Origin of the sequence: Rhodoferax sp. (genome assembly GCF_028689295.1) — a bacterium.
Lineage (GTDB): Bacteria > Pseudomonadota > Gammaproteobacteria > Burkholderiales > Burkholderiaceae_C > Rhodoferax.
Map to the genome: position 1 here is coordinate 278188 of NZ_JAQTWL010000001.1, position 26176 is coordinate 304363.

Annotated in this window: 21 protein-coding genes and 4 pseudogenes; 17 read left to right on the forward strand and 8 right to left on the reverse strand. The window is 62.1% G+C overall.

Translation table 11 applies throughout. From position 1 onward, the window contains the following. Positions 1-11: 11 nt before the first annotated feature. From PHF15_RS01490 to PHF15_RS01500, 3 genes are all read left to right on the forward strand, one after another. Positions 12-782 (forward strand): ABC transporter ATP-binding protein, encoded by a 771-nt coding sequence (locus PHF15_RS01490; protein ID WP_300118195.1) that lies wholly within the window; start codon positions 12-14, stop codon positions 780-782. Between the two features lies 1 nt (position 783). Further along, positions 784-1500, forward strand: a complete 717-nt coding sequence (locus PHF15_RS01495; protein ID WP_300118198.1) for an ABC transporter ATP-binding protein — start codon at positions 784-786, stop codon at positions 1498-1500. 129 nt (positions 1501-1629) lie between these two features. Continuing rightward, positions 1630-2259, forward strand: coding sequence for a Crp/Fnr family transcriptional regulator (locus tag PHF15_RS01500; RefSeq protein WP_300118200.1), 630 nt, complete (start codon positions 1630-1632; stop codon positions 2257-2259). Positions 2260-2310: 51 nt separating this feature from the next. Here the strand turns inward: PHF15_RS01500 and xdhB are convergent, their stop codons facing one another. Both xdhB and xdhA read right to left on the reverse strand, forming a co-directional pair. Next, on the reverse strand, positions 2311-4620 hold the full coding sequence (xdhB, locus tag PHF15_RS01505; RefSeq protein WP_300118202.1) for a xanthine dehydrogenase molybdopterin binding subunit: 2310 nt from the start codon (positions 4618-4620) through the stop codon (positions 2311-2313). Further along, complete coding sequence (xdhA, locus tag PHF15_RS01510) at positions 4617-6083, reverse strand: xanthine dehydrogenase small subunit (protein ID WP_300118203.1); 1467 nt, start codon at positions 6081-6083, stop codon at positions 4617-4619. Before xdhA ends, xdhB begins: the two co-directional genes overlap by 4 nt. Positions 6084-6297: 214 nt before the next feature. On the opposite strand from xdhA, the gene PHF15_RS01515 reads away from it, so the two are divergent. The 4 genes from PHF15_RS01515 to PHF15_RS01530 all read left to right on the forward strand — a co-directional run bounded on the left by PHF15_RS01515 (position 6298) and on the right by PHF15_RS01530 (position 11072). Beyond that, positions 6298-7890: an ABC transporter ATP-binding protein gene (locus tag PHF15_RS01515; RefSeq protein WP_300118205.1), complete on the forward strand. Its 1593-nt coding sequence runs from the start codon at positions 6298-6300 to the stop codon at positions 7888-7890. Beyond that, positions 7877-8932 (forward strand): ABC transporter permease, encoded by a 1056-nt coding sequence (locus PHF15_RS01520; RefSeq protein WP_300118207.1) that lies wholly within the window; start codon positions 7877-7879, stop codon positions 8930-8932. The genes PHF15_RS01515 and PHF15_RS01520 overlap by 14 nt, the downstream gene beginning before the upstream one ends. Beyond that, on the forward strand, positions 8932-9852 hold the full coding sequence (locus tag PHF15_RS01525; RefSeq protein WP_300118209.1) for an ABC transporter permease: 921 nt from the start codon (positions 8932-8934) through the stop codon (positions 9850-9852). Before PHF15_RS01520 ends, PHF15_RS01525 begins: the two co-directional genes overlap by 1 nt. Positions 9853-9914: 62 nt before the next feature. Next, on the forward strand, positions 9915-11072 hold the full coding sequence (locus PHF15_RS01530) for a BMP family ABC transporter substrate-binding protein (RefSeq protein WP_300118211.1): 1158 nt from the start codon (positions 9915-9917) through the stop codon (positions 11070-11072). A 324-nt stretch (positions 11073-11396) separates the two neighbouring features. Here PHF15_RS01530 and PHF15_RS01535 read toward each other — a convergent pair. Beyond that, positions 11397-11840, reverse strand: a pseudogene (locus PHF15_RS01535) (transposase zinc-binding domain-containing protein); the annotation flags it as partial. Between the two features lie 215 nt (positions 11841-12055). After that, a pseudogene (locus PHF15_RS01540) lies at positions 12056-12393 on the reverse strand (efflux RND transporter permease subunit); the annotation flags it as partial. A 115-nt stretch (positions 12394-12508) separates the two neighbouring features. Here PHF15_RS01540 and PHF15_RS01545 point away from each other — a divergent pair. Both PHF15_RS01545 and PHF15_RS01550 read left to right on the forward strand, forming a co-directional pair. Beyond that, positions 12509-13624 (forward strand): IPTL-CTERM sorting domain-containing protein, encoded by a 1116-nt coding sequence (locus PHF15_RS01545; RefSeq protein WP_300118213.1) that lies wholly within the window; start codon positions 12509-12511, stop codon positions 13622-13624. Between the two features lie 449 nt (positions 13625-14073). After that, positions 14074-15114, forward strand: coding sequence for an adenosine deaminase (locus PHF15_RS01550; protein WP_300118215.1), 1041 nt, complete (start codon positions 14074-14076; stop codon positions 15112-15114). Position 15115: 1 nt separating this feature from the next. Here the strand turns inward: PHF15_RS01550 and PHF15_RS01555 are convergent, their stop codons facing one another. After that, positions 15116-15664: a VUT family protein gene (locus tag PHF15_RS01555; protein WP_300118217.1), complete on the reverse strand. Its 549-nt coding sequence runs from the start codon at positions 15662-15664 to the stop codon at positions 15116-15118. A 163-nt stretch (positions 15665-15827) separates the two neighbouring features. On the opposite strand from PHF15_RS01555, the gene guaD reads away from it, so the two are divergent. Both guaD and PHF15_RS01565 read left to right on the forward strand, forming a co-directional pair. Next, the gene (guaD, locus tag PHF15_RS01560; protein WP_300118219.1) at positions 15828-17162 is read left to right on the forward strand and encodes a guanine deaminase; all 1335 of its coding nucleotides are present in this window, start codon (positions 15828-15830) and stop codon (positions 17160-17162) included. A 119-nt stretch (positions 17163-17281) separates the two neighbouring features. Continuing rightward, complete coding sequence (locus PHF15_RS01565; RefSeq protein WP_300118221.1) at positions 17282-18193, forward strand: IPTL-CTERM sorting domain-containing protein; 912 nt, start codon at positions 17282-17284, stop codon at positions 18191-18193. Positions 18194-18555: 362 nt separating this feature from the next. On the opposite strand, the pseudogene fadH reads toward PHF15_RS01565, so the two are convergent. From fadH to PHF15_RS01580, 3 genes and pseudogenes are all read right to left on the reverse strand, one after another. After that, a pseudogene (gene fadH / locus PHF15_RS01570) lies at positions 18556-18913 on the reverse strand (NADPH-dependent 2,4-dienoyl-CoA reductase); the annotation flags it as partial. Positions 18914-19019: 106 nt separating this feature from the next. Then, complete coding sequence (locus PHF15_RS16950) at positions 19020-19376, reverse strand: DUF3820 family protein (protein ID WP_366520573.1); 357 nt, start codon at positions 19374-19376, stop codon at positions 19020-19022. Further along, positions 19353-19736 (reverse strand): annotated as a pseudogene (locus tag PHF15_RS01580) (tetratricopeptide repeat protein); the annotation flags it as partial. The gene PHF15_RS16950 and the pseudogene PHF15_RS01580, both read right to left, overlap by 24 nt. A gap of 79 nt (positions 19737-19815) precedes the next feature. Here PHF15_RS01580 and PHF15_RS01585 point away from each other — a divergent pair. From PHF15_RS01585 to PHF15_RS01610, 6 genes are all read left to right on the forward strand, one after another. Continuing rightward, a complete protein-coding gene (locus PHF15_RS01585) occupies positions 19816-20553 on the forward strand; it encodes an ABC transporter ATP-binding protein (protein ID WP_300118223.1) in 738 nt (245 codons plus the stop codon). 7 nt (positions 20554-20560) lie between these two features. Further along, positions 20561-22930 (forward strand): ABC transporter permease, encoded by a 2370-nt coding sequence (locus tag PHF15_RS01590; RefSeq protein WP_300118225.1) that lies wholly within the window; start codon positions 20561-20563, stop codon positions 22928-22930. Next, positions 22927-24162 carry an HlyD family efflux transporter periplasmic adaptor subunit gene (locus PHF15_RS01595; protein WP_300118227.1) on the forward strand — a complete coding sequence of 412 codons (1236 nt, stop codon included), beginning with the start codon at positions 22927-22929 and terminating at the stop codon, positions 24160-24162. The genes PHF15_RS01590 and PHF15_RS01595 overlap by 4 nt, the downstream gene beginning before the upstream one ends. A 117-nt stretch (positions 24163-24279) precedes the next feature. Next, positions 24280-24612, forward strand: coding sequence for a PilZ domain-containing protein (locus PHF15_RS01600; protein WP_300118230.1), 333 nt, complete (start codon positions 24280-24282; stop codon positions 24610-24612). 108 nt (positions 24613-24720) lie between these two features. Continuing rightward, a complete protein-coding gene (gene dcd / locus PHF15_RS01605) occupies positions 24721-25290 on the forward strand; it encodes a dCTP deaminase (protein ID WP_300118231.1) in 570 nt (189 codons plus the stop codon). 20 nt (positions 25291-25310) lie between these two features. Next, positions 25311-26171: a neutral zinc metallopeptidase gene (locus tag PHF15_RS01610; RefSeq protein ID WP_300118233.1), complete on the forward strand. Its 861-nt coding sequence runs from the start codon at positions 25311-25313 to the stop codon at positions 26169-26171. The last annotated feature ends 5 nt before the right edge of the window (positions 26172-26176 follow it).

Genomic DNA, 26176 nt, shown 5'->3' on the forward strand with positions numbered 1-26176 from the left:
GAAGGATTCACATGACAGACACCGTACTCAATGTGGCCGGCGTTTCCAAGCGCTTTGGCGGCCTGCAGGCCTTGAGCGATGTGGGTATTTTGATCAAGCGCGGCCAGGTCTATGGCCTGATCGGTCCCAACGGCGCCGGAAAAACCACTTTTTTCAACGTGCTCACCGGCTTGTACACGCCCGATACCGGAACCTTCGAGCTGGCCGGCAAGCCCTATCGGCCCACCGCCGTGCATGAAGTGGCCAAGGCCGGCATTGCCCGCACCTTTCAGAACATCCGCCTGTTTGCCGAAATGACGGCCCTTGAGAACGTCATGGTGGGCCGCCATGTGCGCACTCACTCCGGCTTGCTGGGCGCGGTGTTTCGCACCCCCGGTTTCAAGGTAGAAGAAGCCGCCATTACCGAGCGCGCGCAAGAGCTGCTGGACTACGTCGGCATTGGCAAACTGGCCGACTTCAAAGCCCGCACCCTGAGCTATGGCGACCAGCGCCGCCTGGAGATCGCGCGCGCCCTGGCGACCGACCCGCAATTGATCGCACTCGATGAGCCCGCCGCCGGAATGAACAGCACCGAGAAGGTGATGCTGCGCGAGTTGATCGACAAAATTCGCAACGACAACCGCACCATCCTGCTGATCGAGCACGACGTGAAACTGGTGATGGGCCTGTGCGACCGTGTCACCGTGCTCGACTACGGCAAGCAAATTGCCGAGGGTACGCCGGCCGATGTGCAGCGCAACGACAAAGTGATTGAAGCCTACCTTGGCACCGGAGGACACTGACATGGCCGAAGTTTTATTGAAAGTCAAAGGCCTCAAAGTGGCCTATGGCGGCATCCAGGCCGTCAAAGGGGTCGATTTTGAGGTGCGCTCGGGGGAACTCGTGTCCTTGATCGGCTCCAATGGCGCTGGCAAAACCACCACCATGAAAGCCATTACCGGATCGCTGCCCATTAACGATGGCGACATCGAGTACCTGGGCAAGAGCATCCGTGGCCAGGGTCCCTGGGATCTGGTCAAGCAGGGCCTGGCCATGGTGCCCGAAGGCCGGGGCGTCTTCACCCGCATGACGATCATCGAAAACCTGCAGATGGGCGCTTACATTCGTAATGACAAAGCCGAGATTTTGCAGGACGTTGACAAGGTGTTCACCATCTTCCCGCGCCTCAAGGAGCGCAAGGACCAGTTGGCCGGCACCATGAGCGGTGGCGAGCAGCAAATGCTGGCCATGGGCCGCGCCCTGATGAGTCGCCCCAAGGTGCTGCTGCTTGATGAGCCTTCCATGGGTCTGGCACCCATCATGGTGGACAAGATTTTTGAAGTGGTGCGCGACGTCTATGCCCAAGGGGTCACCATTTTGCTGGTGGAGCAAAACGCCAGCCGCGCGCTGGCCATTGCCGACCGCGGTTACGTCATGGACTCGGGCCTGATCACCATGACCGGTGACGCCAAAACCATGCTTCATGACCCCAAGGTTCGGGCGGCTTACCTGGGTGAGTGAGTCTGACGATGAGTCATTGAGGTTTTGTTGTGTCATGTCAGGATCACGAAACCGGCTGTCGGCAGGTTTTTTCATATTAGTTGATATTGCTCAAGCTTTGGAGGGGTCAGTCGCTGCAAAGTAGCGGTCATGTTTACCGTCAACACCATTGATCCCAGCGCTCAGCCTCTCAATATTGCGCGCGGGCAGCGCCTGCTGCAGCGTGGTGTCGAACCCGTCCAGGTCAGTTACATTGAAAACGGGCGTGTTGCGCTGGGCGTCCTGGAAAATGGCGTGATGGAACATCAGATAGGCGTGCTTGAAGGTCCCTGCTGGCTCGATACCAGTTCAGCTGTGCTTAACTTGCCCCATTTGGTGGATGCTGTGGCTGATACCCCGGTTGACATGCGCCAGGTCAACATGGCGGCTTTTCGTAAAGCCATTGCCCATTTGTCTGAATCGGCTCAAGCGGTGTTGACCGATGTGGCCATGGCGCACCGCCGCCAAACCGAATTTGCCGTGAGCCGACTGGCCAAGGATGCCGAGGCGCGTTGCGCCGAATGGCTGCTGAGCCACGCCCAGTCCGGCGCCCAAGGCCAGATGGCGGTTGAATTGCACCAGCGCAAGCGCAGCATTGCGGTGCAACTGGGCATCGCCCCCGAGACTTTCTCGCGCGTGCTGCGCCATTTGCGCGAGCAAAGCCTGATCAGCGGCTCGGGTCGGGTGCTCAACCTGGTGAACCCCAACGCACTGCGCTCACTCGCTGGCGTTCAAGTTTGAGACCTTGCGGGTCAGACCACTCGCGCCGCGACGTGCTCTGACCCCAACTGATTAAGCTTGCAGCGCCCACAACACCCGCTCGGCCGTGGCGGGTGCATGCAGTCGAACCGTTTTCCCGTCACCACACCCCTGAGCAACAGCCTCTCGCAGCGCCTCGAACACGCTGATGGCGAGCATGAAAGGCGGTTCGCCCACCGCCTTGGAGCCGAACACGTTGTCCTCGGGGTTGGGCTCGGGCCATAAATCGACCTTGAAATGCGCTGGCACATCGCCGGCCGTGGGTATCTTGTAGGTGCTGGGCGCATGTGTGGTGAGCAAACCCTGGTCGTTCCACACCAGTTCTTCCGACGTGAGCCAGCCCATGCCCTGCACAAAACCGCCTTCGATCTGACCAATGTCGATAGCCGGATTGATGGAGCGGCCGACATCGTGCAGGATGTCCACTTTCAACACACGGCTCTCGCCGGTCAAGGTGTCGATGGCCACCTCTGAACACGCCGCGCCATAGGCAAAGTAATAAAACGGCCTCCCGCTCAGGGTGGTTTTGTCGTAATGGATTTTGGGCGTGCGGTAAAAACCGTCACTCCATAGCTGGATGCGGTTGGCGTAAGCCAATGCCACCACGTCCTTGAAACTGCGCGTGGTTTTGGGCGTAATGACCTGGCTTGCGGCAAATTGCACCGCGCCGGCGCCCACGCCGTCGAGGCCGCTCACAAACGCCGCCAGGTTGTCGCGCACATGGCGCGCGGCAAACTGGGCCGCGCGGCCGTTGAGGTCGGTGCCGGCCGAGGCGGCGGTGGCCGACGCGTTGGGGACCTTGCTGGTGTCGCTGGCGCTGCCCCGCACGCTTGAGAGCAATACGCCCAACTCGTCGGCCACGAGTTGGGCCACTTTGGTGTGCAGACCTTGCCCCATTTCGGTGCCGCCATGGTTGACCAAGACGCTGCCGTCCAGATAGACATGCACCAAAGCCCCGGCCTGGTTGAACAACGTGGCGGTGAAGCTGATGCCAAATTTGACCGGTGTCAGGGCGATGCCGCGCTTGATCACCGCGCTGTTCTGGTTCCAGCTGGCAATGGCTTCGCGGCGCTGCTTGTAGTTAGCGGTCAGCGCGAGTTGTGAGATCAGGGGTTGCAGGATGTTGCCTTCGACCGTCATGCCGTAGTGGGTGGTGTTGCGTTTTGCCTCATCGCTGTACAAGTTGCGTTGCCGCACGGCGAGCGGATCCAACCCCAGATGGCGCGCGATGTCGCCCAAAATAGCCTCGGTCACGATCATGCCCTGCGGTCCGCCAAAGCCGCGGAAGGCTGTGTGGCTCTGGGTGTTGAGCTTGCAGCGGTACGAAGTGATCTCGACGTCCTGCAAAAAGTAGGCGTTGTCGGCATGAAAAATGGCGCGGTCCGCCACCGGCCCCGACAAATCGGCGCTGAAGCCGCAGTGCGCCAGCATCTTCAGTTGCAAGCCGCACAGCCTGCCACTGTCGTCAAACCCCACGCGGTAGTCGTAGCTGAACGGATGGCGCTTGCCGGTGATGAGAAAGTCATCATCGCGGTCGAGCCGCAGCTTCACGGGGCGCTGCAACTTGTGCGCTGCCAGCGCCGCCCACACGGCCAGATGCCCCGCCTGTGTTTCCTTGCCGCCAAAGCCGCCGCCCATGCGCCGGCACTGCACCGTGACCGCGTGGTTGTCGATGCCAAGGGCATGGGCCACCCAGTGCTGCACCTCGCCGGGGTGTTGGGTGCTGCTGTGAATCAGCCACTGGTTTTGTTCCTGCGGCAACGCATAAGCCACCTGGCCTTCCAGGTAAAAGTGCTCCTGGCCGCCAACTTCCAGCGTGCCCTGCAGGGTGTGTGGTGCGCATGCCAGGGCCTTGTCCGCATCGCCCCGGCGCACGGTCACCGGTGGCAGCACAAAACTTTGCGCCTTGAGCGCTGCGCGCACGTCCACGATCGCGGGCAGCGGCTCAATCTGCGGCACCACCAGACGCGCCGCACGGCGTGCCAGCATCACGCTTTCGGCCACCACCAGGCCAATCACCTGGCCGACGTGCTGTACCGTGTCCTGCGCAAACACCGGTTCATCGCCGGCAAGGGCGGCCAGCACCTTGCTGCCCGGCACATCTGCGGCGAGCAGCACGGCGTGCACACCGGTCAGGGTCAGCGCGGCCTGCGTGTTCACACCGAGCAAGTGGCCGTGGGCCACCCTGGACAGCACGGGTGCGGCGTACAGCGTGCCGCGCAGTTCCGGGATGTCGTCGATGTAGGTCGCGGCACCGGCAATTTGTGCCGCTGCGCTCTCGTGCGGATGCGGCTGGCCACTGGCCATAGGCGATTCTGCGTTCTGGGGCAGGGCGGTGTTCATGCATTTTCCCCTGCCAATGTCAGGGCAGCCAGGCTGACCTCTGCCGCCCCCTGGTTCTCCAACCAGAAACGCTGCAGCAGGTTGCCCAGCACTTGCGTGCGGTAGGCGGCGCTGGCGCGCATGTCCGAGATCGGCTGAAACTCGCTGCGCAGACAAGCTTTTGCCTCATTGACGACGTCTTGTGTCCAGGCCTGACCCGTCAGCGCAGCCTCGGTTTGCCGTGCGCGCACCGGGGTGGCCGCCACACCACCGACGCCGATCGAAGCCTGTGTGACGCGGCCGTCATGCACTTGCAGCTTGATCGCCAGACAGACGGCGGAAATGTCGTCTTCGGTGCGTTTGGAAACCTTGTACGCCCCCAGCCATTCATCAGTCTGTGGCAGCGGCACGCGAACAAAGGCCAGCACCTCGTCGGCCGCCATGACGTTTTTGCGGTAACCGGTGTAGAGGGCCTCCAGCGGCAACTCACGCTGGCCGCGCAGACTCATCAGCACCACGCTGGCGCGCAGCGCGATCAGCAGCGGCATGCTGTCGCCAATCGGCGAGCCGTTGGCAATATTGCCGCCCAGGGTGCCGGCGTTGCGCACCGGCAGGCCGGCAAAGCGACTGAAAAAGGCGTGCAGTTGCGGCCGATCCAATTCGAGCGCGGCGAAGGCGTCGTTCAGGCTGACCGCAGTGCCGATAACGGTGTGGCCGTCTTGCACCGTGATGGTCTTGAGTTCCGCCACCCGCGTCAGATCGAGCACCTGCGCAAACTCCATGTGCAGCTTGTTGACCCACAGACCCACATCGGTGCAACCTGCCACCAGTTGTGCCTGCGGCCGGGCGGCCCGGGCAGCCAGCAGCGCATCCAGACGGGTTGGCGCGTCGTAAGAACAGGCGGCTTCCCAACTTCGGTTCGCTGGCGCGATGGACGCCAACTGCCGGCGCAAGCGAGTCTCGTCCAGGTACACGCGGGGCAGGGCGCCCATCTGCTCGGCGGCATCGAGAATGGGCCGGTAACCGGTGCAGCGGCACAGGTTGCCCGACAGCGCCTCCTGCGCCTCGGTGCGGCTCACGGGTTGGTCCTGCAAAACCCGGTTCTGGTACAGGCCAAACAGGCTCATGGCAAAGCCCGGGGTGCAAAAGCCGCATTGGCTGGCGTGGCACTGGTGCAGTGCCTGCTGCACCGGGTGCGCCGTGCCGTCCACGGCGGCCAGTTCGGCAGCGGTCCAGAGTGCCATGCCGTTGATGGCGTGCGCCATTTTGATGCAACTGTTGACAGCGCGGTAGCTGATCTGATCGTCCTGCAAGTCCGCCAGCACCACGGTGCAGGCACCACAGTCGCCTTCGTTGCAGCCTTCCTTGGTGGCGCTGTGCGCCAGGTCTTCGCGCAGTAGTTGCAGCAGCGTGCGGGTGGGCGCGATGTTGTGCATCGTGACGATCTCGCCGCGCCAGACAAATTGCAGGATGGGTGGGTTCATTTAGGCACTCGCAGGCTAGGGTGGATGGTGATCCGTGGCACCACGGTCATAAGCATAGAGCAAATGTCGTACCCGATCACCATGCCGTGGCAGCGATGTGGCATTGATCTTGCGAGTTTTTTCTGACTTCATTGCGACCCGCCAAGACCGAAATCCAGATTCCATTGCATTTTGCTGGTAAAAACAGCACCTGACTCAACTGACCCATTTGTTCATGACCACGCCCCGTCTTCAACTCACCGGCATCACCAAGCGCTACCCAGGCGTGGTGGCCAACAGCGACGTGAGCCTGACGGTGATGCCCGGGGAAACCCATGCGGTGCTGGGTGAAAACGGCGCTGGCAAATCGACCCTGATGAAAATCATCTTCGGCGCGGTCAAGCCCGATGCCGGTGAGGTCAGGATCAACGGCCAGCTCATGCAGATCCGCAACCCCAAGGACGCGCGAGCCAACGGCATCAGCATGGTGTTTCAGCATTTCAATTTGTTCGACACCCTGACCGTGGCCGAAAACGTCTGGCTCGGCCTGGCGCGCAGTTCGCTGGATCAGGTCACCGCCAGCATCGTGGCCAAGGCCACCGAGTACGGCCTCGACATCGACCCGGCGCGCCCGGTGCACACCCTGAGCGTGGGCGAGATGCAGCGCGTTGAAATCATCCGTGCCCTGCTGACGCGCCCGGAGTTGCTCATTCTGGACGAGCCCACGTCGGTGCTGACGCCGCAGGCGGTCGAAAAGCTCTTCGTGGTACTGAAAAAGCTGGCCAGCGAGGGCTGCAGCATTTTGTATATCAGCCACAAACTGCATGAAATCCGCGAGCTGTGTAATGCCTGCACCGTGTTGCGCGCCGGCAAGGTCACCGGTGTCTGCGATCCATCGCAGGAGTCCAATGCGTCCTTGTCACGCATGATGATCGGTGCCGAACCGCCGCAACTGCAGCATCGCCCGCAAAAGGCTGGTACCGTGGTGCTGGACGTGAAAGGACTCAGCCTGTCGCGTGAGGACCAGTTTGGCGTTGAACTCGAGGGTATTGACCTGCAGGTGTGCGCCGGTGAAGTGGTGGGCATTGCCGGTGTCTCCGGCAATGGTCAAAAAGAGTTGATGGTCGCCTTGTCGGGCGAAGACTGCCGCGCCCCCAAGGGCAGCATTCATATGGGCGAGACCGATGTGTCGACCCTGCACCCGGGTGAGCGCCGCAAGCTGGGCCTGCACTTTGTGCCCGAAGAGCGGCTCGGACGCGGTGCCGTGCCTACCCTGAGCCTGGCGCACAACCTGCTGTTGACGCGCACCGAAGCCATCTCCTTGCCAAAATTTGCCGGCGGCTGGATCAAGGTACGCGCGCTGGAGCAACATGCTGCGCAAATCATCAGTGATTTCAACGTCAAGGCCGGTGGCCCGCGCGCGCTGGCACGCTCGCTGTCGGGTGGCAACCTGCAAAAGTTCATTGTCGGCCGGGAGATCGATGCTCAGCCCAAACTGTTCATCGTGTCGCAGCCGACCTGGGGTGTCGATGTGGGGGCGTCAGCGCAAATCCGGGCTGCCATTCTGGCGCTACGCGATGCTGGCTGCGCGGTGCTGGTGGTGAGCGAGGAACTCGACGAGTTGTTCGAGGTGAGCGACCGGCTGCACGTGATTGCCAAGGGCAGCTTGTCGCCATCGGTGCCGGTGGCCGAGGCCACAGTCGAAAAAATAGGCGAATGGATGAGCGGCCTGTGGGACTTTGATGTGCAACAGCATCTGGCCGCGCTCGAAGCGTTTGTCGCCAATGCTGCGGCCAGCCAGCCGGGAGCGATGCATGCTCAAGCTTGAAGCACGCGCCGAACCTTCCAGGGTCTGGACCTATGGCGCGCCACTGCTGGCGCTGCTGATCACGGTGCTGATCGGCGCGCTGATGTTCGCCGCGCTGGGCAAGGACCCGCTCAAGGGCCTGGAGATGTTTTTCTGGCTGCCCATTCACAACGCCTACGCGGTCGGTGAACTGATGGTCAAGGCAACGCCTTTGCTGATCATTGCGCTGGGTCTGGCCGTGTGTTTCAGATCAAATGTGTGGAACATTGGCGCCGAGGGCCAGTACATCATCGGCGCCATCTTTGCCGGCGGCATCGCGCTGCTGGCCAACGCTGACAGCAGCCGCTGGATCGTGCTGCCCATTTTGCTGGCGGGTGTGCTGGGTGGCATGTTGTGGGCCAGCCTCACGGCACTGCTGCGCGACCGCTTTCATGCCAACGAAATTCTGGTGAGCCTGATGCTGGTCTATGTGGCGGTGCAGGTGCTGAGTTATCTGGTGGGTGGTCCCTGGAAAGACCCGATGGGTTTCAACTTTCCGCAAAGCAAGACCTTTGAGGCCGTGACCCGCATTCCGCGCCTGCTCGACGGCTCGCGGGTGAGTATCGGCGCGCTGCTGGCGCTGCTCAGCGTGGCCGGGCTTTGGGTGTTTTTGTTTCGCACGCGCGCCGGTCTGGCCTTGCAGGTGGGCGGGCTGGCACCGGCGGCGGCGCGCTACGCCGGGTTTTCTTCGCGCAAGGCGCTTTGGACGGCATTGCTGATGTCGGGTGGCGCGGCCGGCCTGGCTGGTGCACTGGAGGTGGCCGGTCCCATCGGCCAGCTCACCCCTTATGTGCCGGCGGGCTACGGCTTTGCTGCCATCATCGTGGCTTTTGTGGGTCGTTTGCACCCGGTCGGCATGGTGTTTTCGGCCCTGCTGATGAGCATGTTCTACATCGGCGGCGAACTGGCGCAGTCGCGCCTGGGGCTCACCAAATCGCTCACCGGGGTGTTTCAGGGCTTGCTGCTGTTCAGCCTGCTGGCCTGCGACACGCTGGTCAATTACCGCCTGAAGTGGAGCAAGTGATGGAATCCTACGCCTTGCTGCTGGCCGCCACGCTCAACGCGGGCACGGTGCTGGCGATCGCCTCGCTGGGTCTGCTGATCAATGAAAAAGTGGGCATCGTCAACCTGGGCGCCGAGGGCATGATGCTGTGCGCGGCCATCGCCGGTTTTGCCACCGTGGTCACCACCGGCTCCGACATGATGGGTTTTGCCGCTGGCATGGCCGTGGGCGCGGGTCTTGCTGCCGTGTTTGGCGTGCTGGTGATCTGGCTCAACACCAACCAGTACGCCACCGGGCTGGCGCTCACGCTGTTTGGCACCGGCTTTTCAGCCTTTGTCGGCACGGGCTTTGTGCAGGCCAAAATTCCTGAACGCGCCAGTTTTTCCATCCCTTATCTGTCGGACATCCCCTGGTTTGGACCGGCCCTGTTTCGCCACCATCCGCTGGTGTACCTCACGGTGTTGCTGGCACTGGCGATGATCTGGTTCATGTACCGCACCCGCAGCGGTCTGGTGCTGCGCAGCGTGGGTGAAAGCCCGGAGTCGGCCCATGCGCTGGGTTACCCGGTGCGCCTGATCCGGCTGCTGGCGGTGGTGGCCGGTGGCGCGCTGTGCGGCTTGGCCGGGGCTTACCTGGCCGTTGTTTACACGCCCTTGTGGGTCGAGGGCATGGTCGCCGGCAAGGGCTGGATTGCGCTGGCGCTCACCACCTTTGCCACCTGGCGTCCGGCCCGCGTGCTGCTGGGTGCCTATCTGTTTGGTGGCGTCACCATGCTGCAGTTTCACCTGCAGGGCATCGGCGTCGATGTGCCGCCGCAGTTTTTGAGCATGTTGCCCTATGTGGCCACCATTCTTGTGCTGGCGCTGATCTCGCGCAACCCGCAGTGGATCCGCATCAACATGCCCGCCAGCCTGGGCAGGCCGTTCTACCCTGGCGCATGAGCGTTCCGGTTCATAATTCCATTTTTCTCGCTGTCCAACCCATCCCTTGATAAGGAAAACTCATGACTGATCTGCAAAAACGTTCGCTGCTCAAAGCAGCTGCTCTTACCGCGGTGGCCGCTGCCGCGCTGGTGGGCTGTGGCAAAAAGGAAGAGCCCGCTCCGGCACCCGCGCCGGTGGCCGCCGCGCCAGCGCCCAAGCCTGAGCCCCTCAAGATTGCCTTTGCCTACGTTGGCCCGGTCGGCGACGGTGGCTGGACCTTTGCCCATGACAATGGCCGCAAGGCGTTGGAAAAGGAATTTGGCGACAAGATTGCCACCTCCTTTGTCGAAAACGTGCCCGAATCGGCCGATGCCGAGCGTGTGCTGCGCGACATGGCGGGGCAGGGCAACAAGCTGATTTTCGGCACCACCTTTGGCTACATGGAGCCCATGCTCAAGGTGGCCGCTGACAACACGGGCGTCAAGTTCGAGCACGCCACCGGCTACAAACAAGCGGACAACATGCGCACCTACGACAGCCGCACCTATGAAGGCGCGTACATGGCCGGCGTGATCGCCGGCAAGATGACCAAGACCAACACGCTGGGGGTAGTGGGGTCGATCCCGATCCCTGAAGTGGTTCGCAACATCAACGCCTTCACGCTCGGCGCGCAAAGCAGCAACCCCAAGGTCAAGACCAAGGTGGTGTGGGTGAACGGCTGGTTCGACCCACCCAAAGAAACCGAAGCCGCCACCAGCCTGATCAACGGCGGCGCTGACGTGCTGTTCCAGAACACCGATTCTCCCGCAGTGCTCAAGACCGCTGAAGCCAAGGGCAAGCGCGCCTTCGGCTGGGACTCCGACATGACCTCCTATGGTCCCAAAGCCCATCTGGCATCCGCCGTCATCAACTGGGGTCCGTACTACATCAAGGCCACCAAAGAAGCGCTGGACGGCAGTTGGAAAGCTGGCGCGGGAGCTCACTCCTGGTGGGGCGTGAAAGAGGGCGCCATTGACATCGTGTCGATCGCCGAAGACGTGCCCGCCGAGACCAAGGCCAAAGTGGAAGAGGTCAAAAAAGGCCTGGCAGACGGCAGCTTTGCCATCTGGAAAGGCCCCATTACCGACAACACCGGCAAGGTGCAGGTGGCCAAGGACAGCGTGGCTGACGACAAGTTCCTGGGCGGCCTGAACTTCTTCGTCAAGGGTGTCGAAGGCAAGGTGCCGGGCGCCAAGTAAAGCGGGTTTAAACCCCGAAGCAAGCCGCCTTCGGGCGGCTTTTTTTGCGGACTGCGTACGAGGCGGATCGGCGGGGATGGGGCAGACGCCGGGCGCTCAGCGTCCTTCGGACTTTTTAATGTCGCGCCCAACATCTGCCCCATCCCCGCCAAGCGTTGCTGACTGATCAGGTCTGGGTCATTGGGACAGTGGTGCCAACTACTGTTTCAGAGCCGTTGCTGCCGCTCACGGGGACATCTCGTAAATCAAGTACGCGGTACCTGACACTCAGGAATACCCGCTTTAGGGAAGTCCAGTATTCACGTTCATGTCCCCAAAGAAGTTGCGCAGCCGTTTGGGCACGGACAGCACCCACTGGCGCACCGGCAGCCGGGGGAAGACGTGGTCCGTCAGGTGTGCCGCTGTCTCCACCATGCGCCGTGTGTTGCACGAGGGGCAGACGCCACGGCCCTTACAGGAGAAGGCTACGAAGTAGGCGTGCCCGCAATCACCACAGCGGGCGCGGGCAAAACCGTGGGCAAAGATGCCGCATTCGAGGTATTTACGAAAGGCCTGGCGCACAAAGGGCTATGGCGTGTGGTGGTCGCCCTAGCCGTCGAACTGACCCGCACTGGCCATCGCGTGCCAGGTCTCGAAGTGTTCGGCAATGGTTTGGTAAAGCAGCGTGCGCTCAGGATGGCGCGGGTTGTAGAGTTTGAGTTTGCCTCGCGCTGGCCCACCCGCGTGCGGATGCAAATGCGATTGCGCTGGACGGTCGACGGTGGGCATGGGGCAGTGCCAGCGGGGGCTGGGTGCCTGATGATACTTGGGTTATATCCAGCATTGTGCATTCTCTGCTGTCAGCGGGTGGCTCAATCACTCCTGAATTAATAGCTTCTTGCGAACATTCCACGAGGGCTTGAGGCCAAAAATACAAGAACACCCGCAGTCTGCACACAGCCCGCTTCAGACTGCACCCCAGCACGGCTGCAAGCCACGTCCCCTCACCTCTCCACGCCATGCAGAATCCGCCACTGTTTGACCAGTGCATAGATCGCCGGGATCACCGCTAGCGTCAGCACCGTGCTGGAGATCATGCCACCTACCATCGGTGCGGCGATGCGGCTCATCACTTCAGAACCCGTGCCCGTGCCCACAAAATCGGCAGCAGACCCGCCATGATGGCCACCACCGTCATCATCTTGGGGCGCACGCGTTCCACCGCACCTTCCATCACGGCGGCGTAGAGGTCGGCCACCGTTGGGACACGTTTTTCTTCCTGGCATTTTTCTTTAGCTTCCTTCCACGCATGATCCAGATAAATCGGCATGAACGCAATGACGGCGAGAACTTGTCACGGTCCAGTAAATTAAGCTAACATGACAAATGGGTCAGACACTATATTTTCAAAATTGCACTTCAACCTTGAATCTGCTTGAGTTAAATAGGGGAAATTTATGAAATTAATAAGGTATATCTCCGTAGCGATTGCGGCGCTCGCTTTGATGTTTTCGGGTGCGAGCCAGGCGGCATCGTCCTACAATTTCACCACCTGCGGTGCCACCGGCCCGACCGGGCCCTCGCAGGGTAACTGCGACGCGGCTTACAGCGGCACCACTCTCGCTGGCGCAGTCACGATGAGCGGCGGCATCCAGACCTGGACCGTACCCACCACCGGCACCTACCGCATCGAGGTCTCCGGCGCGAAAGGTGGCGACTCCATCGCCGGCGACAACGGCACCTTCATCGGTGGCAGCGGTGCGACCATCGGGGGCGACTTCCATCTCACCGCAGGTGAACAGATCAACATCCTGATCGGCCAGGAAGCCCCGACGGTGCCGACCGCCCCCAGCGATAGCCCACTCTCGGGCGGCGGTGGCGGCAGCTTCGTCTGGCAGGTGACGGGAAATACGCTGCTGATTGCAGCCGGCGGCGGCGGCGGCGCCGGCGATGGCTACAACAGCATTGGCGGTAACGGAGCGGACGGCGTCGCCACGGGCGCTGGTTCCCTGCCTGCCGGCGTTGATGTCTGCGCTTCGCTTGCCGCGCCTGGTGGGGGATGGACGACTACCTACTACACCTGCGGCGATTTCCACGCTGGCGGGGGCGCCGGCTGGAACTCGAATGGCGTGATCAACGCCGATTCCTGCTCTAACGGCACAGGCACAGACGCTCTCAGTCCGCTGAACGGCGGCACTGGCGGCGAGGGTAACGATGACCTCGAGCCCGAAACCGGGCCCGGTGGCTTCGGCGGCGGCGGCGGCTCCGCGACCCAGTGCGGCTCCACCGGTGGCGGTGGCGGTGGCGGCTACACCGGCGGCGCCGGCCTGGGCTGCTCCGCAACCGACGGATGCGGCCCCGGCGGGGGTGGCGGTGGTTCCTTCAACTCGGGCGCCAACCCGACAGCCCTCAACGGCGCGAATGCCGGCGACGGGGTAGTGACAATTACCGCTGTCAGCGCAGCCCCCGTCGCGGCAATCCCCACCCTTTCCCAATGGGCGCTGCTGATGCTGGCGCTGATGATCGTCGGTGCGGCCGGACTGTACACCAGGGTGTCCAGACCACAGGCCTGACGCTTCAGCGCAGGTTTGGACGGATTTGGAGGTGCCCTCGCTGCGCGTTAAGCCCGCAATTTGCCGCCCGGCGTACCCAATCCGCTACCAGACGTTGTGTGCAAGAGGGTGATGTGCGGTGCGTGGTGTGTATCGGGCGCAGAGTCGTCCCGCAGCGAGTCAGATTCGCCGGTTGTGCCTTTCACCAATTGATGCGCTGATCGACACAGTAGTCCGGTACCGGTTGCTCCGCCAGATCCCAATCGGGCTCGATTTGGGTACTCTCACCTCGCTGCGCACACAGTTATCCCACAGTGGTGGCCCGGGCGCCGGGGCTATGAGAGCGCCAATGGCCGGTTTGGAGGAGGCCAATTGCAAACCGCTGCCATCACGATCGTCACCTTGAAATCGCAGATGAGTAATGCAAGTTCTGCTCCAATAGCGCAGTCAAGCCCAGCAATGAGATCACCATGCGACAAGTCAAACCCGTCCCCTTTGAGCGCCTGCCTGAGCTGCTCCGGCGCATGCCCAAGGCCGAGCTGCACATGCACGTCGAGGGTTCGCTGGAGCCCGAGTTGATGTTTGCCCTGGCCGCACGCAACGGGATGACTGTGCCTTATCCAGATATTGAATCGCTGCGCCGGGCCTATGTGTTCAACAACCTGCAGGAGTTTCTGGATGTGTACCACGCCGGCACGCTGGTATTGCGCACCGAGCAGGACTTTTACGACATGGCCTGGGCCTACCTGCAACGTGCTGCGGCTGACAACGTGTTGCACGCCGAGATTTTTTTCGACACGCAAACGCATACCGGCCACGGTCTGAGCGCCGAGGTGGTGATCAACGGCCTGCACCGGGCCTGCATCGACGCCCAATCAAAACTGGGCATCAGCGCTGCATTGATTCTGTGTTTCCTACGGCATCTGTCTGAGGCAGAGGCCTTCGAGGCGCTGGAGCAGGCACTGCCATTGCGCGACAAACTGGTCGGTGTGGGCCTGGCATCCAGCGAGCAGGGCCATCCGCCGGAAAAATTTGCCCGCGTGTTTGCCAGGGCGCGTGCCCTGGGTTTTCGGCTGGTGGCGCACGCGGGTGAAGAAGGCCCGCCCGCCTATATCTGGAGCGCTTTGGACGTGCTGAAAGTGGAGCGCATCGACCATGGCGTGCAAGCGATGCGTGACCGCAATCTGGTGGAGCGGCTGTTCAAAAGTCGGGTGCCGCTGACGGTGTGCCCGCTGTCCAACCTGAAGCTGCGGGTGTTTCCCACGCTGGCGCAGCACAACCTGGGTGCCATGCTGGATGTGGGCTTGGCGGCCACCGTCAATTCAGACGATCCGGCCTATTTTGGCGGCTACATCAATGAGAATTTCACGCAGACTTTTGCCGCGCTGGGGCTGACGGCTCAACATGCGTACCAGTTGGCGCACAACAGCTTTGCCGCCAGCTTTATCGACGCATCAGCCAAGCGGGCTTTTCAGGACCGCCTGGAAGAGGTGTTCGAGACCTTCGAATGACTCAGGGGCGCACCGGCACCCAGAGTTGAAGGTGCGGCAGCATGACGCGGTAGGGAGCCAGCAGCACGGCGGCCATCAGCCATTTGATGCCCAGGTCGCCAGCGGCCAGCGTCAGCCAGTTCATGTCGGACCCTGCAAACGCCAAGAAGAAAAAGATGCCGGTATCGACCACCGAAGCCACGAGGGACCCGATCAGCGGCGCTTTCCACCACGACATGGCGCGCAGTTTGTTGAACGCCACAATGTCAAGCATCTGGCCGACGATGAATGCCACACCGGAGGCCACGGCGATGCGCCAGGGCGCCAGCGCCAGCGACACCAGCACGGCAATTGCAAAACCGGTCCACGCCACGCGCCGCGCCGCCTGGGCGCCGACCGCGCGGTTGGTCAGGTCGGTCACCAAAAACGCCACCGGGAAGGTAAAGGCACCCCAGGTCAGCCAGTCGTTGATGGGAAACTGCACCAGGTAATTGGACGCAACGATGACGACCAGCATGGCCAGAATGGGTCGCCAGAGCTTCAAAAGAGGGATTTGCGGGGTATTTTTCATGCAGCGATTATCGCAGCAGAGCAGGCAATCCCGGACATCATGGATTGCCACGTCGCTGCGCGCCTCGCAATGACGATTTATAGCTGTCATTGCGAGCGAAGCGCGGCAATCCATGCAGTCCATGCGGATGTGGAATTCGAAAACTAGGTAAGCTCTACAGCCTATGAAAGCCTACCGCGCCGCCGTCCTCCGCTTTGCCACTGATCGCGAACCCCGCCATGCCGCCCTGTATGAGGACGACGGCCTGCTGGTGGTCGGCGCCAACGCGCAGGGCACGCAAGTGGTGCAGGCCGTGGGACCCTACAACGAGGTTCGCCCGCGCTATCCTGATCTGGCTGTGACGCATTGGCCTGACCGCATCATCGCCCCCGGTTTTGTCGATCTGCACAGCCACTACCCGCAAACCAACGTGATCGGCTCGCCGGCCGAGGGCTTGTTGCCCTGGCTGGAAAATTACACCTTTCCGGAAGAAAGGCGCTTTGCTTCACCCGGTTACAGCACCGAAGCCGCGCAATTCTTCATCGCAGAACTGCTGCGCCATGGCGTCACCACCGCGCTCACCTTTGCCACCTCGCACCCGGCATCGGTGCACGCCATTTTTACCGAGGCACAAAGGCAGCGCCTGCGCCTGATCACCGGCCTGTGTTTGATGGACCGCCACGCGCCGGCTGATGTGCTGAACCAGGCATCGGCCGACGGCACGCTTGACGCTACCGAGCAAAGTTTGCTGGACTCCGAGGCGCTGATACAGCAGTGGCATGGCGTCGATCGGCTGGGCTACGCCATCACGCCGCGTTTTGCGCCCGCCAGCACCGAGGCCCAATTGCGCGGCGCGGGCGAGCTGGCGGCCAAATACCCGCAGGTGTGGATTCAGTCGCATGTGGCCGAAAACAAGGCCGAGATTGCCTGGGCGCGAGACCTGTTTCCTGCGTCACGCAGCTACCTGGCCACTTATGCCGACTTCGGCCTGCTGCGCCAGCGCGCCATCTACGCCCACTGCATCCATGTTGATGATCAAGACCGCGCCCTGATGCGCGACACCGGCGCCGCCGCTGCGGTGTGCCCGACCAGCAACCTGTTTCTGGGCAGTGGTTTTTTTGACTACGCCGGGGCTGACCGGGTCGGTTTTCAGTATGGCCTGGCCAGCGACGTCGGCGGCGGCACCAGTTTCAGCCCGTTTCACACCATGCTGGCGGCTTACTACGTGGCGCGCGAGGGTCAGACCAAGACCGGGCTGTCGTTGTCGCCGCAACAACTGTGGTGGCAGCACACCGCAGGCGCCGCGCAGGCGCTCGGCTTGGCAGACGTGGTAGGCAATTTGCAACCGGGCTGCGAGGCCGACTTTGTGGTGCTGGACCCGCAAGCCACGCCACTGCTGGCGCGCAAGACGGCGCTGGCCGGCAGTCTGGACGAACTGCTGTTTTCGATGATCGTGCTGGGCGACGACCGGCTGGTGGCGCAAACGGTGATTTCTCAAGCTATGGAAGCCTTTGGATGAACCCGCGCAAAGGCTGTCACAACACCCGTAGTGCTGAACTTGCCATGCATCTTCTTATAGGAGAGAATGCCCGCCAGATATCGGCATCGGTATCTTCAAGCTTGCACATTGCCATATGAATGCTTGTGCTCATCTTCCATACACAATTAAGGCCGCTTATGAAACACACAAAGATAGCCCTCACAACGGTAATGTTCGCATTCTGCATGGCGGCAGCGAATGCCGCAACTGCGACCTTTAACTTCACTGGCGCGGAACAGCAGTGGGTCGTGCCGACTGGCGTTACCCAAGTGGGCATTGACGCTTCGGGCGCAAGCGGCTGGTCGGGTGAGAATGCTGGCGGACGCGGGGCCAATGCCACCGGCTCGCTGAATGTCACGCCTGGCGAAACGATCTACATCTATGTCGGAGGACAGGGTACTGTGGCGACGGTCCTCAACACCCCGATGGGCGGCGGCTTCAACGGCGGTGGACATGGCCAATCCAACTACACTGACCCCGTCAATTCAGTGGGCGGCGGCGGGGGTGCATCCGATGTGCGCCAGGGCGGCAATGGCCTGGCCAATCGTCGTCTCGTCGCAGCTGGCGGGGGCGGGTCCACTGACAATACCGGGACCTGTGGCGGTGACGGCGGCGGCTTGACCGGTTTGGACGCCTGTGTTCTTGACTCTTACCATAATGGCAAGGGCGCTACCCAGTCAGCTGGGGGAGATGCGGGAGGCGCCCTTGGTCAGGGTGGCAATGCGGATAACACCATGACTCCGTGGAACGGCGGCGGCGGCGGTGGATATTACGGTGGTGGCGTATCCACCGAACATTCCGGCGGCGGCGGCGGCTCTTCGTACATCGGGGGGGTGACTGGTGGTGCGATGCTCGCCGGGCAAGTTACAGGTGATGGACAGATTGTGTTGACCTACTCTATCAACGCAGCAGTTCAGGCGATCCCCACTCTCTCTGAATGGGGCATGATCATCCTGTCTGGATTGATGGTATTGGGTACCTTTTTGGTACTGCGCCGCAGGCAGATGTAATTCAACCCCATCGTAAAAAATGCCCGCTTCGGTGGGCATTTTTGTATTCATGCGCCGCAAAGTTGCCTCGGTATAAAACGAGAGCTCTCGGAGTTTGATGTTTTTTATTTATGCGGGTGTCGTTCAGTGCCATATCTGCCATTTTTAGGTGTTTTGACGTCCGGACTCCAAGCCATTAATTAACTTGAATAAAAACTTTTCTCAAAAAATAAGTACCATCAAAAGTACGTCATTTTTCAATCAAGCTGCGACGCGCTTGCGCGTAGGGTGATTTTGGTTTTGGCATTTTTGACCCTCCCTTTCAGTTGAAAAGTGTCCGTCAAAAGGGGGCACTTCAACTTGTGGTGAAAGGCACAAGGTTAGCCGTAGCGCCCGGTGTGCAGGATCTGCAGCTCGATCTTGCCGTCGGCCTGGTGCACCGCGTCGGTCACCACACGATGGCGCCGCGCCCGAGGTCGTGAGGCGGCCGGCAAAGGGCTTGGCCCAGCCCGCGATATTGGGCGCAAAGCCGTCCGTCACGATCAGGCCCACGTCGCCTTCAGCCCGCTCGCGGAAGTACGCGGCCAGCTTGTTCAGGTCGCGGCCGTCTTCGAGGCCGGTGTGCATCGAGCCCATCAGCACCCGGTTCTTGATCTGCGTGAAGCCCAGATCCAGCGGTTTCAGCAGGTTCGGGTACAGCGCCAGTCCGGGCAGGGCCAGAGTCAGGGAACTGGAAGGCATGACAGGAGTTCGCTTTCGTGGGTGAGCAGGATCAGGCAAGACTGCCATCATAGGCAGCCCAGGCAGCCCAGGCAGCCCAGGCAGCCCCGCCGCCACCCATGCGACATCAAGAGCGTCTGCGCAGCGGCTCCAGGAGCGCCGACAGGCCGTTGTGGTCGATCTCGTGCATCAATGCCAGCAAACGGCCGATCTCGCCGTCCGGGAAGCCTTCGCGGGCGAACCAGTTCAGGTAGTCGCCCGGCAGGTCGGCAATCAGGCGGCCCTTGTACTTGCCATAGGGCATCTCGCGGGTGTCGGACAGTTTCAGAGCTTCCCTGTACAGCTCGCTGGCCTCGTCATCTCGCTTGGCTAGGGCTAGAAGGCGAGCCAAGTTGGCAAGCGGAAAAGGGCTTCGCTTGTCACACGCAATCGCCTTGCGGTAGGATTCCTCAGCCGACTCGTAACGCTTGAATCGATCCTGCAACAGGTTTCCCAAGCAGTACCACGGCGTTGCCCATTTCGGATTGAGCTCGATGGCCTTGCGGTAGGCGGCTTCAGCCTCTTCGTTGCGGTCGAGTTTGGCTAGAAGAATGCCCAAGTGGTTCAGCCTCTTCGTTGCGGTCGAGTTGACGCAGCAGATTGCCCAAGAAGTCCCACGGCAACGCTGATTTTGGATCGAGCTCGATGGCCTTGCGGTAGGCGTCGGTCCATCACCGAACGCACGCGCAATGCAGTTCCCGCATGGATGCCATACTGCCTGGCTTTTGAACCCGTCATACGGCTTTCCCAGCGCCACGCAGCCCGGCGCAGGCAACTGCTTGGTCCCTGCCAACACCTCAGCCATTCGCCAGCAAGCAACGGGTTAAGGCGTTTTTCTGCGCACCTTTTGGCGTATGCTCGTGTTTCACCCCGCGCAAGACGTGATGAACATTCCAACTACTGAACCCCAACTGGTTTTCATGGCCCGTGGTTTGACCAAGGTCTATGGCGCCGGCGACACCGCGGTGCACGCCCTGCGCGGCGTGGACCTGGACATTGCGCGCGGCGAATTTGTGGTGCTGCTCGGTGCGTCGGGCAGCGGCAAATCGACGCTGCTGAACATTCTGGGTGGTCTGGACTCGGCCACCAGCGGCTCGGCGCGCTGGAACTATGCCGGGCACACCCATGAGCTCATTGGCGCCGACGATGCCGAGCTGACGAGTTACCGGCGCGAGCATGTGGGATTTGTGTTCCAGTTCTACAACCTGATCCCGAGCCTGACCGCGCGTGAAAACGTGGCGCTGGTGACCGACCTGGCCCAGGACCCGATGAAACCCGAGGACGCGCTGGCGCTGGTGGGGCTGGGTGAGCGCATGAACCATTTTGTGTCGCAGCTTTCGGGCGGTGAGCAGCAGCGCGTGGCGATTGCGCGGGCCATTTCCAAGCAGCCCGAGGTGCTGCTGTGCGACGAGCCCACCGGTGCGCTCGACTGCGCCACCGGCATCATGGTGTTGCAGGCCATCGAGCATGTCAATCGCACGCTCGGCACCACCACCATCGTCATCACCCATAACGCACCGATTGCCGACATGGCCGACCGCGTGCTGCGCCTGGCTGATGGGCGCATCGTCGAGACCCGCGTCAACACGCACAAGGTGGCGGCGTCCAGCCTGAAGTGGTGAGCGCTCGATGAAAGCCATCCACATCAAGCTCTGGCGCGACCTCACGCGGCTGCGCGCCCAGGTGATCACGATTGCGATGGTGGTGGCGATTGGCGTGGCCGGTTTCGTGGGCATGTTTTCGGTGCACGAATCGCTCAAGGGTTCGCGTGACGCGTTCTACCGCGACAACCGGCTGGCCGACGTGTTTGCCAACGTCAAGCGCGCGCCGGTGCACTTGCGCGAAAGACTGGCCGCGCTCGACGGTGTGGCCGAGGTCAAGCTCGACGTGGTGTTCGATGCGCAGGTGGACCTGCCAGGTGTCGAGCCGCCGGTGACCGGCCGCTTCATCGGTGTGGAGCTGGCGCGCTTGCACTCAGGGACCCAGGGCCTGAACGCGCTCACGCTCAAGCGCGGGCGCTGGCCCGAGCGCAATAATGTGCTGGAGGCGCTGGTCAGCGACCGTTTTGCCGTGGCGTGCAGCCTGAACCCCGGCGACACGGTGCACGCCATCTTCAACGGCAAACGCGAGCGCGTGTTTCTGGTGGGCACAGTGGCCTCGCCCGAGTACGTGTTTGCCTCGCAAGGCGGTGCGCCTGACGACCAGTCGTTTGGCATCTGGTGGATCGACGCTGCCCGCATGACCGATGCCTTTGACATGCAGGGCGCGTTCAACCAGGTGGCGCTGCGGCTTGACGCGGGCAAGCCGGAGGCACCGGTGCTCGAGGGGGTTGACCGCTTGCTGGCGCCCTATGGTGCCATCGGTGCGGTGGGGCGCGACAAACTGCTGTCGGCCAAGATTGTGGCCGACGAGCTGTCGCAACTCAAGGTGATGGGCACCGTGCTGCCTTCGATCTTTCTGGCGGTGGCCATGTTCATCCTCAACGTGGTGCTGAGCCGCCAGGTGGCCACCCAGCGCAGCCAGATCGCCGCGCTCAAGGCGCTGGGCTACAGCGACGGCGCCATTGCCTGGCACTACATCCAGTTGGCGCTGGTCATCGCCGGGTTGGGTGCGCTGGTGGGGATGGGCCTGAGCGTGCTGATCGGGCGCGGCATGCTGGGCTTGTACGACGAGGTGTTTCGTTTCAACACGCTGGCCTACGTGACCGAGCCCTGGCTGATCTTGACTTCCCTGCTGATCGCAGTCACCGCCGCTGCTTTAGGCACCTGGACGGCCATTCAGGCGGTGGTCAGCCTGACCCCGGCGCAAGCCATGCAGCCGCCGACACCGCCCACCTTCAAGCCCACGCTGATCGAGCGTCTGGGCCTGGGCCACTGGGTGAGCACTGGCGTGCTGATGGTGATCCGCAATTTCGAGCGTCGCCCGCTGCGTGCCGCCTTGACCGTGACCGGCATTGCGCTGGCGGTGGCGCTGCAGATTTCGGGCGCGTTCTGGCTCGATGCCATTGCGCACATCGTGGACGTGCAGTTTCGCCAGGTGCAGCAGGGCGATGTGCTGGTCAATTTCCAGCGCCCGGTGCCGCTGGGCGTGGTGCAAGACCTGAATCGCATGCCCGGTGTGATGGCCGCCGAACCCTACCGCAGCGAGCCCGTGCGGCTGCGTTTGCGGGGCCGCAGCGAAGACACCGTGCTTACCGGTTACCGCCCCGATGCCAAGCTGATGCGCGTGGTGGACGAGCAGCGCGGCGCGGTGGCCATGCCGGCGCACGGTGTGGTGCTGTCTGCGCTGCTGGCGAACGCGCTGGACGCGCGGGTGGGTGACCATATTGCGCTGGAGTTCAGGCTATGGAACCAGGTGCACACCGAGGTCGAGGTGGTTGACATTGTGCACACCATGTTTGGCAAACTGCTATACATGAACTTGGACGCGATGAACACATTAGCCCGCGACGGCGAGGGTGTGGCCAATGCCGTGCTGCAGGTGGAGCCGCAGTCCATGGGCGCTTTCTGGGCGGCGGTGAAGGCGGCGCCGGTGATCAACGCGGTGTTTGACAAGGCCGGTTCGATGGCCAACTTCAACAAGACCACCTCGCGCAACATGGGGGTGTTCAGCGGCATCCTCACGCTCTTTGCGGTGGCGATGGCCGTGGGTATCATTTACAACGCCGCGCGCATCTCGCTGTCAGAGCGTGCCTGGGAACTGGCCAGCCTGCGCGTGCTGGGCATGACGCGGGCCGAAGTGTCGGTGCTGTTGCTGGCCGAGCTGGGGGCTGAGTTGCTGCTGGCTTTGCCCATCGGGGCGGCCACGGGCCTGGGCTTGGCCACGTTGATGATGCAGTTGATGTCCTCCGACAGCATCGATTTTGCGGTGGTGATCGAGCCGTCCACCTATGCCTCGGCGGCGCTGATCGTGCTGGCCGCCGGTGTGGCCAGCGCGCTGCTGGTGCGCCGGCAGATCGACCATCTTGACCTGGTTTCTGTATTGAAAGTACGCGAATGAATGACAAGAATAGCTGGAAAAAATACCAACGCTGGCTCATTGGCGCACTGTTGCTGGCCGCTGCGGCCGCGCTGATCTATGCGGTGTACCGGCCGCGCCCGCTCATTGTGGAGGTGGCCACGGTCAGCACCGGCACTTTTGAGCAGACCATCGAGGAAGACGGCCGCTTGCGCCCGAAGAGCCGCTATGTGATCACCGCGCCCACTCAGGCAGCCTTGCTGCGCCCGACGCTCAAGGTGGGTGACACGGTGCGCTCGGGTGACGTGGTGGCCATACTGGAGCCGGTGGCGCCGCAGATGATCGATGCGCGCACCCGCACGGTGCTGCAACAGCGTGTCGGCAGCTTCGAGGCCGCGCGCCGTACCGTCACTGCGCAGGTGCAGCAGGCGCAGACCGCGCTGGCGCAGGCCGCGTTGGAGGCGGAGCGGGCGGGCAAACTCGCGCAGGACAACTTCATCTCGGCGTCGGCGCGCGACCAGGCCGTGCTGACGCGCCAGGCCGCCCAGCAGGCGCTCGAAGCAGCCCGGGCCGAGCAGGGCAGGGCCGATTTTGCGCTGGCCGAAGCCCGCGCCGCGCTGGCGCGCGCCGAACCGGCAGCGACTGGGCAAAACATGGGCCGCTGGGATTTGAAGAGCCCGGTCGATGGCCAGGTGCTCAAGTTGCACCAGGACAGCGCGGTCGCCGTAAGCGCCGGCCAGCCGCTGCTCGACATTGGCGATACGGCGGCAATGGAAGCGGTCATCGACGTGCTGTCGGGCGAGGTGCGGCAGATTCAGCCCGGCGCGCTGGTGCAACTGTCGCTGGGCAGCGGCGCACCAGCGCTCACCGGGCGGGTCACACGCATCGAGCCGGTGGCGTTCACCAAGGTGTCGGCGCTGGGCATTGAGGAGCAGCGCGTGAATGTGATCGTGAGCCTGGAGCCGGTCGCAACTGAGGCACAGCGCCTGGGCGATGGTTTTCGCGTCGATGCGCGCATCACCGTGTTCAAGCAGGCCAGTGCCCTGCTGGTGCCCACCGCCGCGCTGGTGCGCGACGGCGCGCAATGGCGCGTGTTCGTGGTCGAAGCCGGCCGCGCCCGCGCCCGAGCGGTGCAGCTCAATGACCGCAATGCCGACGCGGCCTGGCTTAAAGAGGGTCTGCGCGAGGGCGAAACCGTGCTGCTCTACCCCGGCAGCATGATTGCCGACGGGCAGCCGGTGCGCTTGCGCAACGGGCCGAAAGCACCGGGTTAAACCCAAACATTGACGCAGACGAAGCTGTAAGCTTATTGAGTTACATTCAACAAGAGGGATTTATTGGGGATAAATTCCGGTGTTTAGAAGTCTGCGATAAAAACAAACGACAGAGACATGAAAACCACTCAGCCACAAAATTCGAGCGGCGCTGGCAGATACCAAAGAGCCACTGACCGGTTCATTTCTGAGCTACCGATGGAGATCAACGGATCACCAGGTGTCACCAGAAATATCAGCGCAACGGGCGTCTATTTCGAAACCAGCGAAGAGCCAGCGTCCGGCGCCAAGGTCAGCTTTACGATCGATGTGCTCGTCAACGGTGAATCCTTGAAAATGGTCTGCTCGGGGGAGGTGGTCCGGGTGGATCACAAAGAAGGAGCAGTCGGTATCGCCGTGAAATTAGACAATTCAGTTTTTGCTGGCGCTCGCACTGAAGCGCGTTCATGACCGGTATCAGGTCACAGCCCTGAAAATCCTGCTCGGTGACTTGCCTGGAGTCTCCACTTTCCCTGAACCCGCTGCTTACAATCGCGCCAACCCCAGGAGTTGAACCCGATGACGATCAAAAGCGATAAATGGATCCGCCGCATGGCCGAGCAGCACGGCATGATCGAGCCCTTCGAGCCCGGCCAGATCCGCCAGGATGCAGTTGGCAACAAAATTGTCAGCTATGGCACCAGCAGTTATGGCTACGACATCCGCTGCGCGCCCGAGTTCAAGGTCTTCACCAACATCCACAGCACGGTGGTGGACCCCAAGAATTTCGACGAAAAGAGCTTTGTCGATTTCAACGAGGACGTCTGCATCATCCCGCCCAACAGCTTTGCGCTGGCGCGCACCGTGGAGTACTTTCGCATCCCGCGCAACGTGCTCACCATCTGCCTGGGCAAAAGCACCTACGCGCGCTGCGGCATCATCGTCAACGTGACCCCGTTCGAACCCGAGTGGGAGGGGTATGTGACGCTTGAGTTCAGCAACACGACGCCGCTGCCGGCCAAGATTTACGCGGGCGAGGGCTGCGCCCAAGTGCTGTTTTTCGAGAGCGATGAAGTCTGCGAGACCAGCTACAAGGACCGCGGCGGCAAGTACCAGGGCCAGCGCGGCGTGACACTGCCCAAAGCCTGAGTGTCAACAGGACAAACACCATGAAATGGGAAGGCAACCGTCAGTCCGACAACGTCGAGGATCGCCGCAGCGGCAGTGGCGGACTGGGTGGTCGTGGCATCGGCATCGGCTCGGTGGCCATCGCGCTGGTGGTGTCCTATTTTCTTGGGATCAGCCCGTTGACGGTGCTCAATCTGCTCAGCGGTGGCGGCCTTGACGGACAAACCCAGTCGGCACCAGCCCAGAAACCCCCCGCCGATGACCGCATGGCGGCGTTTGTTTCCACTGTGCTGGCTGACACCGAAGATGTCTGGAAAGAGGTGTTCGTTCAGGGCGGGGCGACTTACCAGGAACCCAAGCTGGTGCTGTTTCGCGGCACGACGTCCACCGCCTGCGGGCAGGGGCAGGCCGCGATGGGGCCGTTTTACTGCCCTTCAGACCAGAATGTTTACATCGACCTGGATTTTTACGAGACCCTGAAGAACCAGCTGGGCGCGCCCGGCGATTTTGCCCAGGCCTACGTGATTGCCCACGAGGTGGGTCACCATGTGCAAAACCTGATGGGTATCACCACCAAAATGGAGCAGATGCGCGGCCGTGTCAACCAGACCGAGTACAACGCCCTGAGCGTGCGTCTGGAGTTACAGGCTGATTGTTTTTCCGGAGTCTGGGCCAACCACGCTCAGGCGGCACGGCAGTTGCTGGAACAGGGCGACGTCGAAGAAGCCATGAACGCCGCCGCGCGGATTGGCGACGACGCCCTGCAGCGCGCCGGTAAGGGCCAGGTGGTGCCCGACAGCTTTACCCACGGCACCAGCGCCCAACGCCAGCGCTGGTTCGAGACGGGCTTGAAAAACGGCAATGTCAAGGGCTGCGACACCTTCTCGACGCGCGCCTTGTGAGCGTT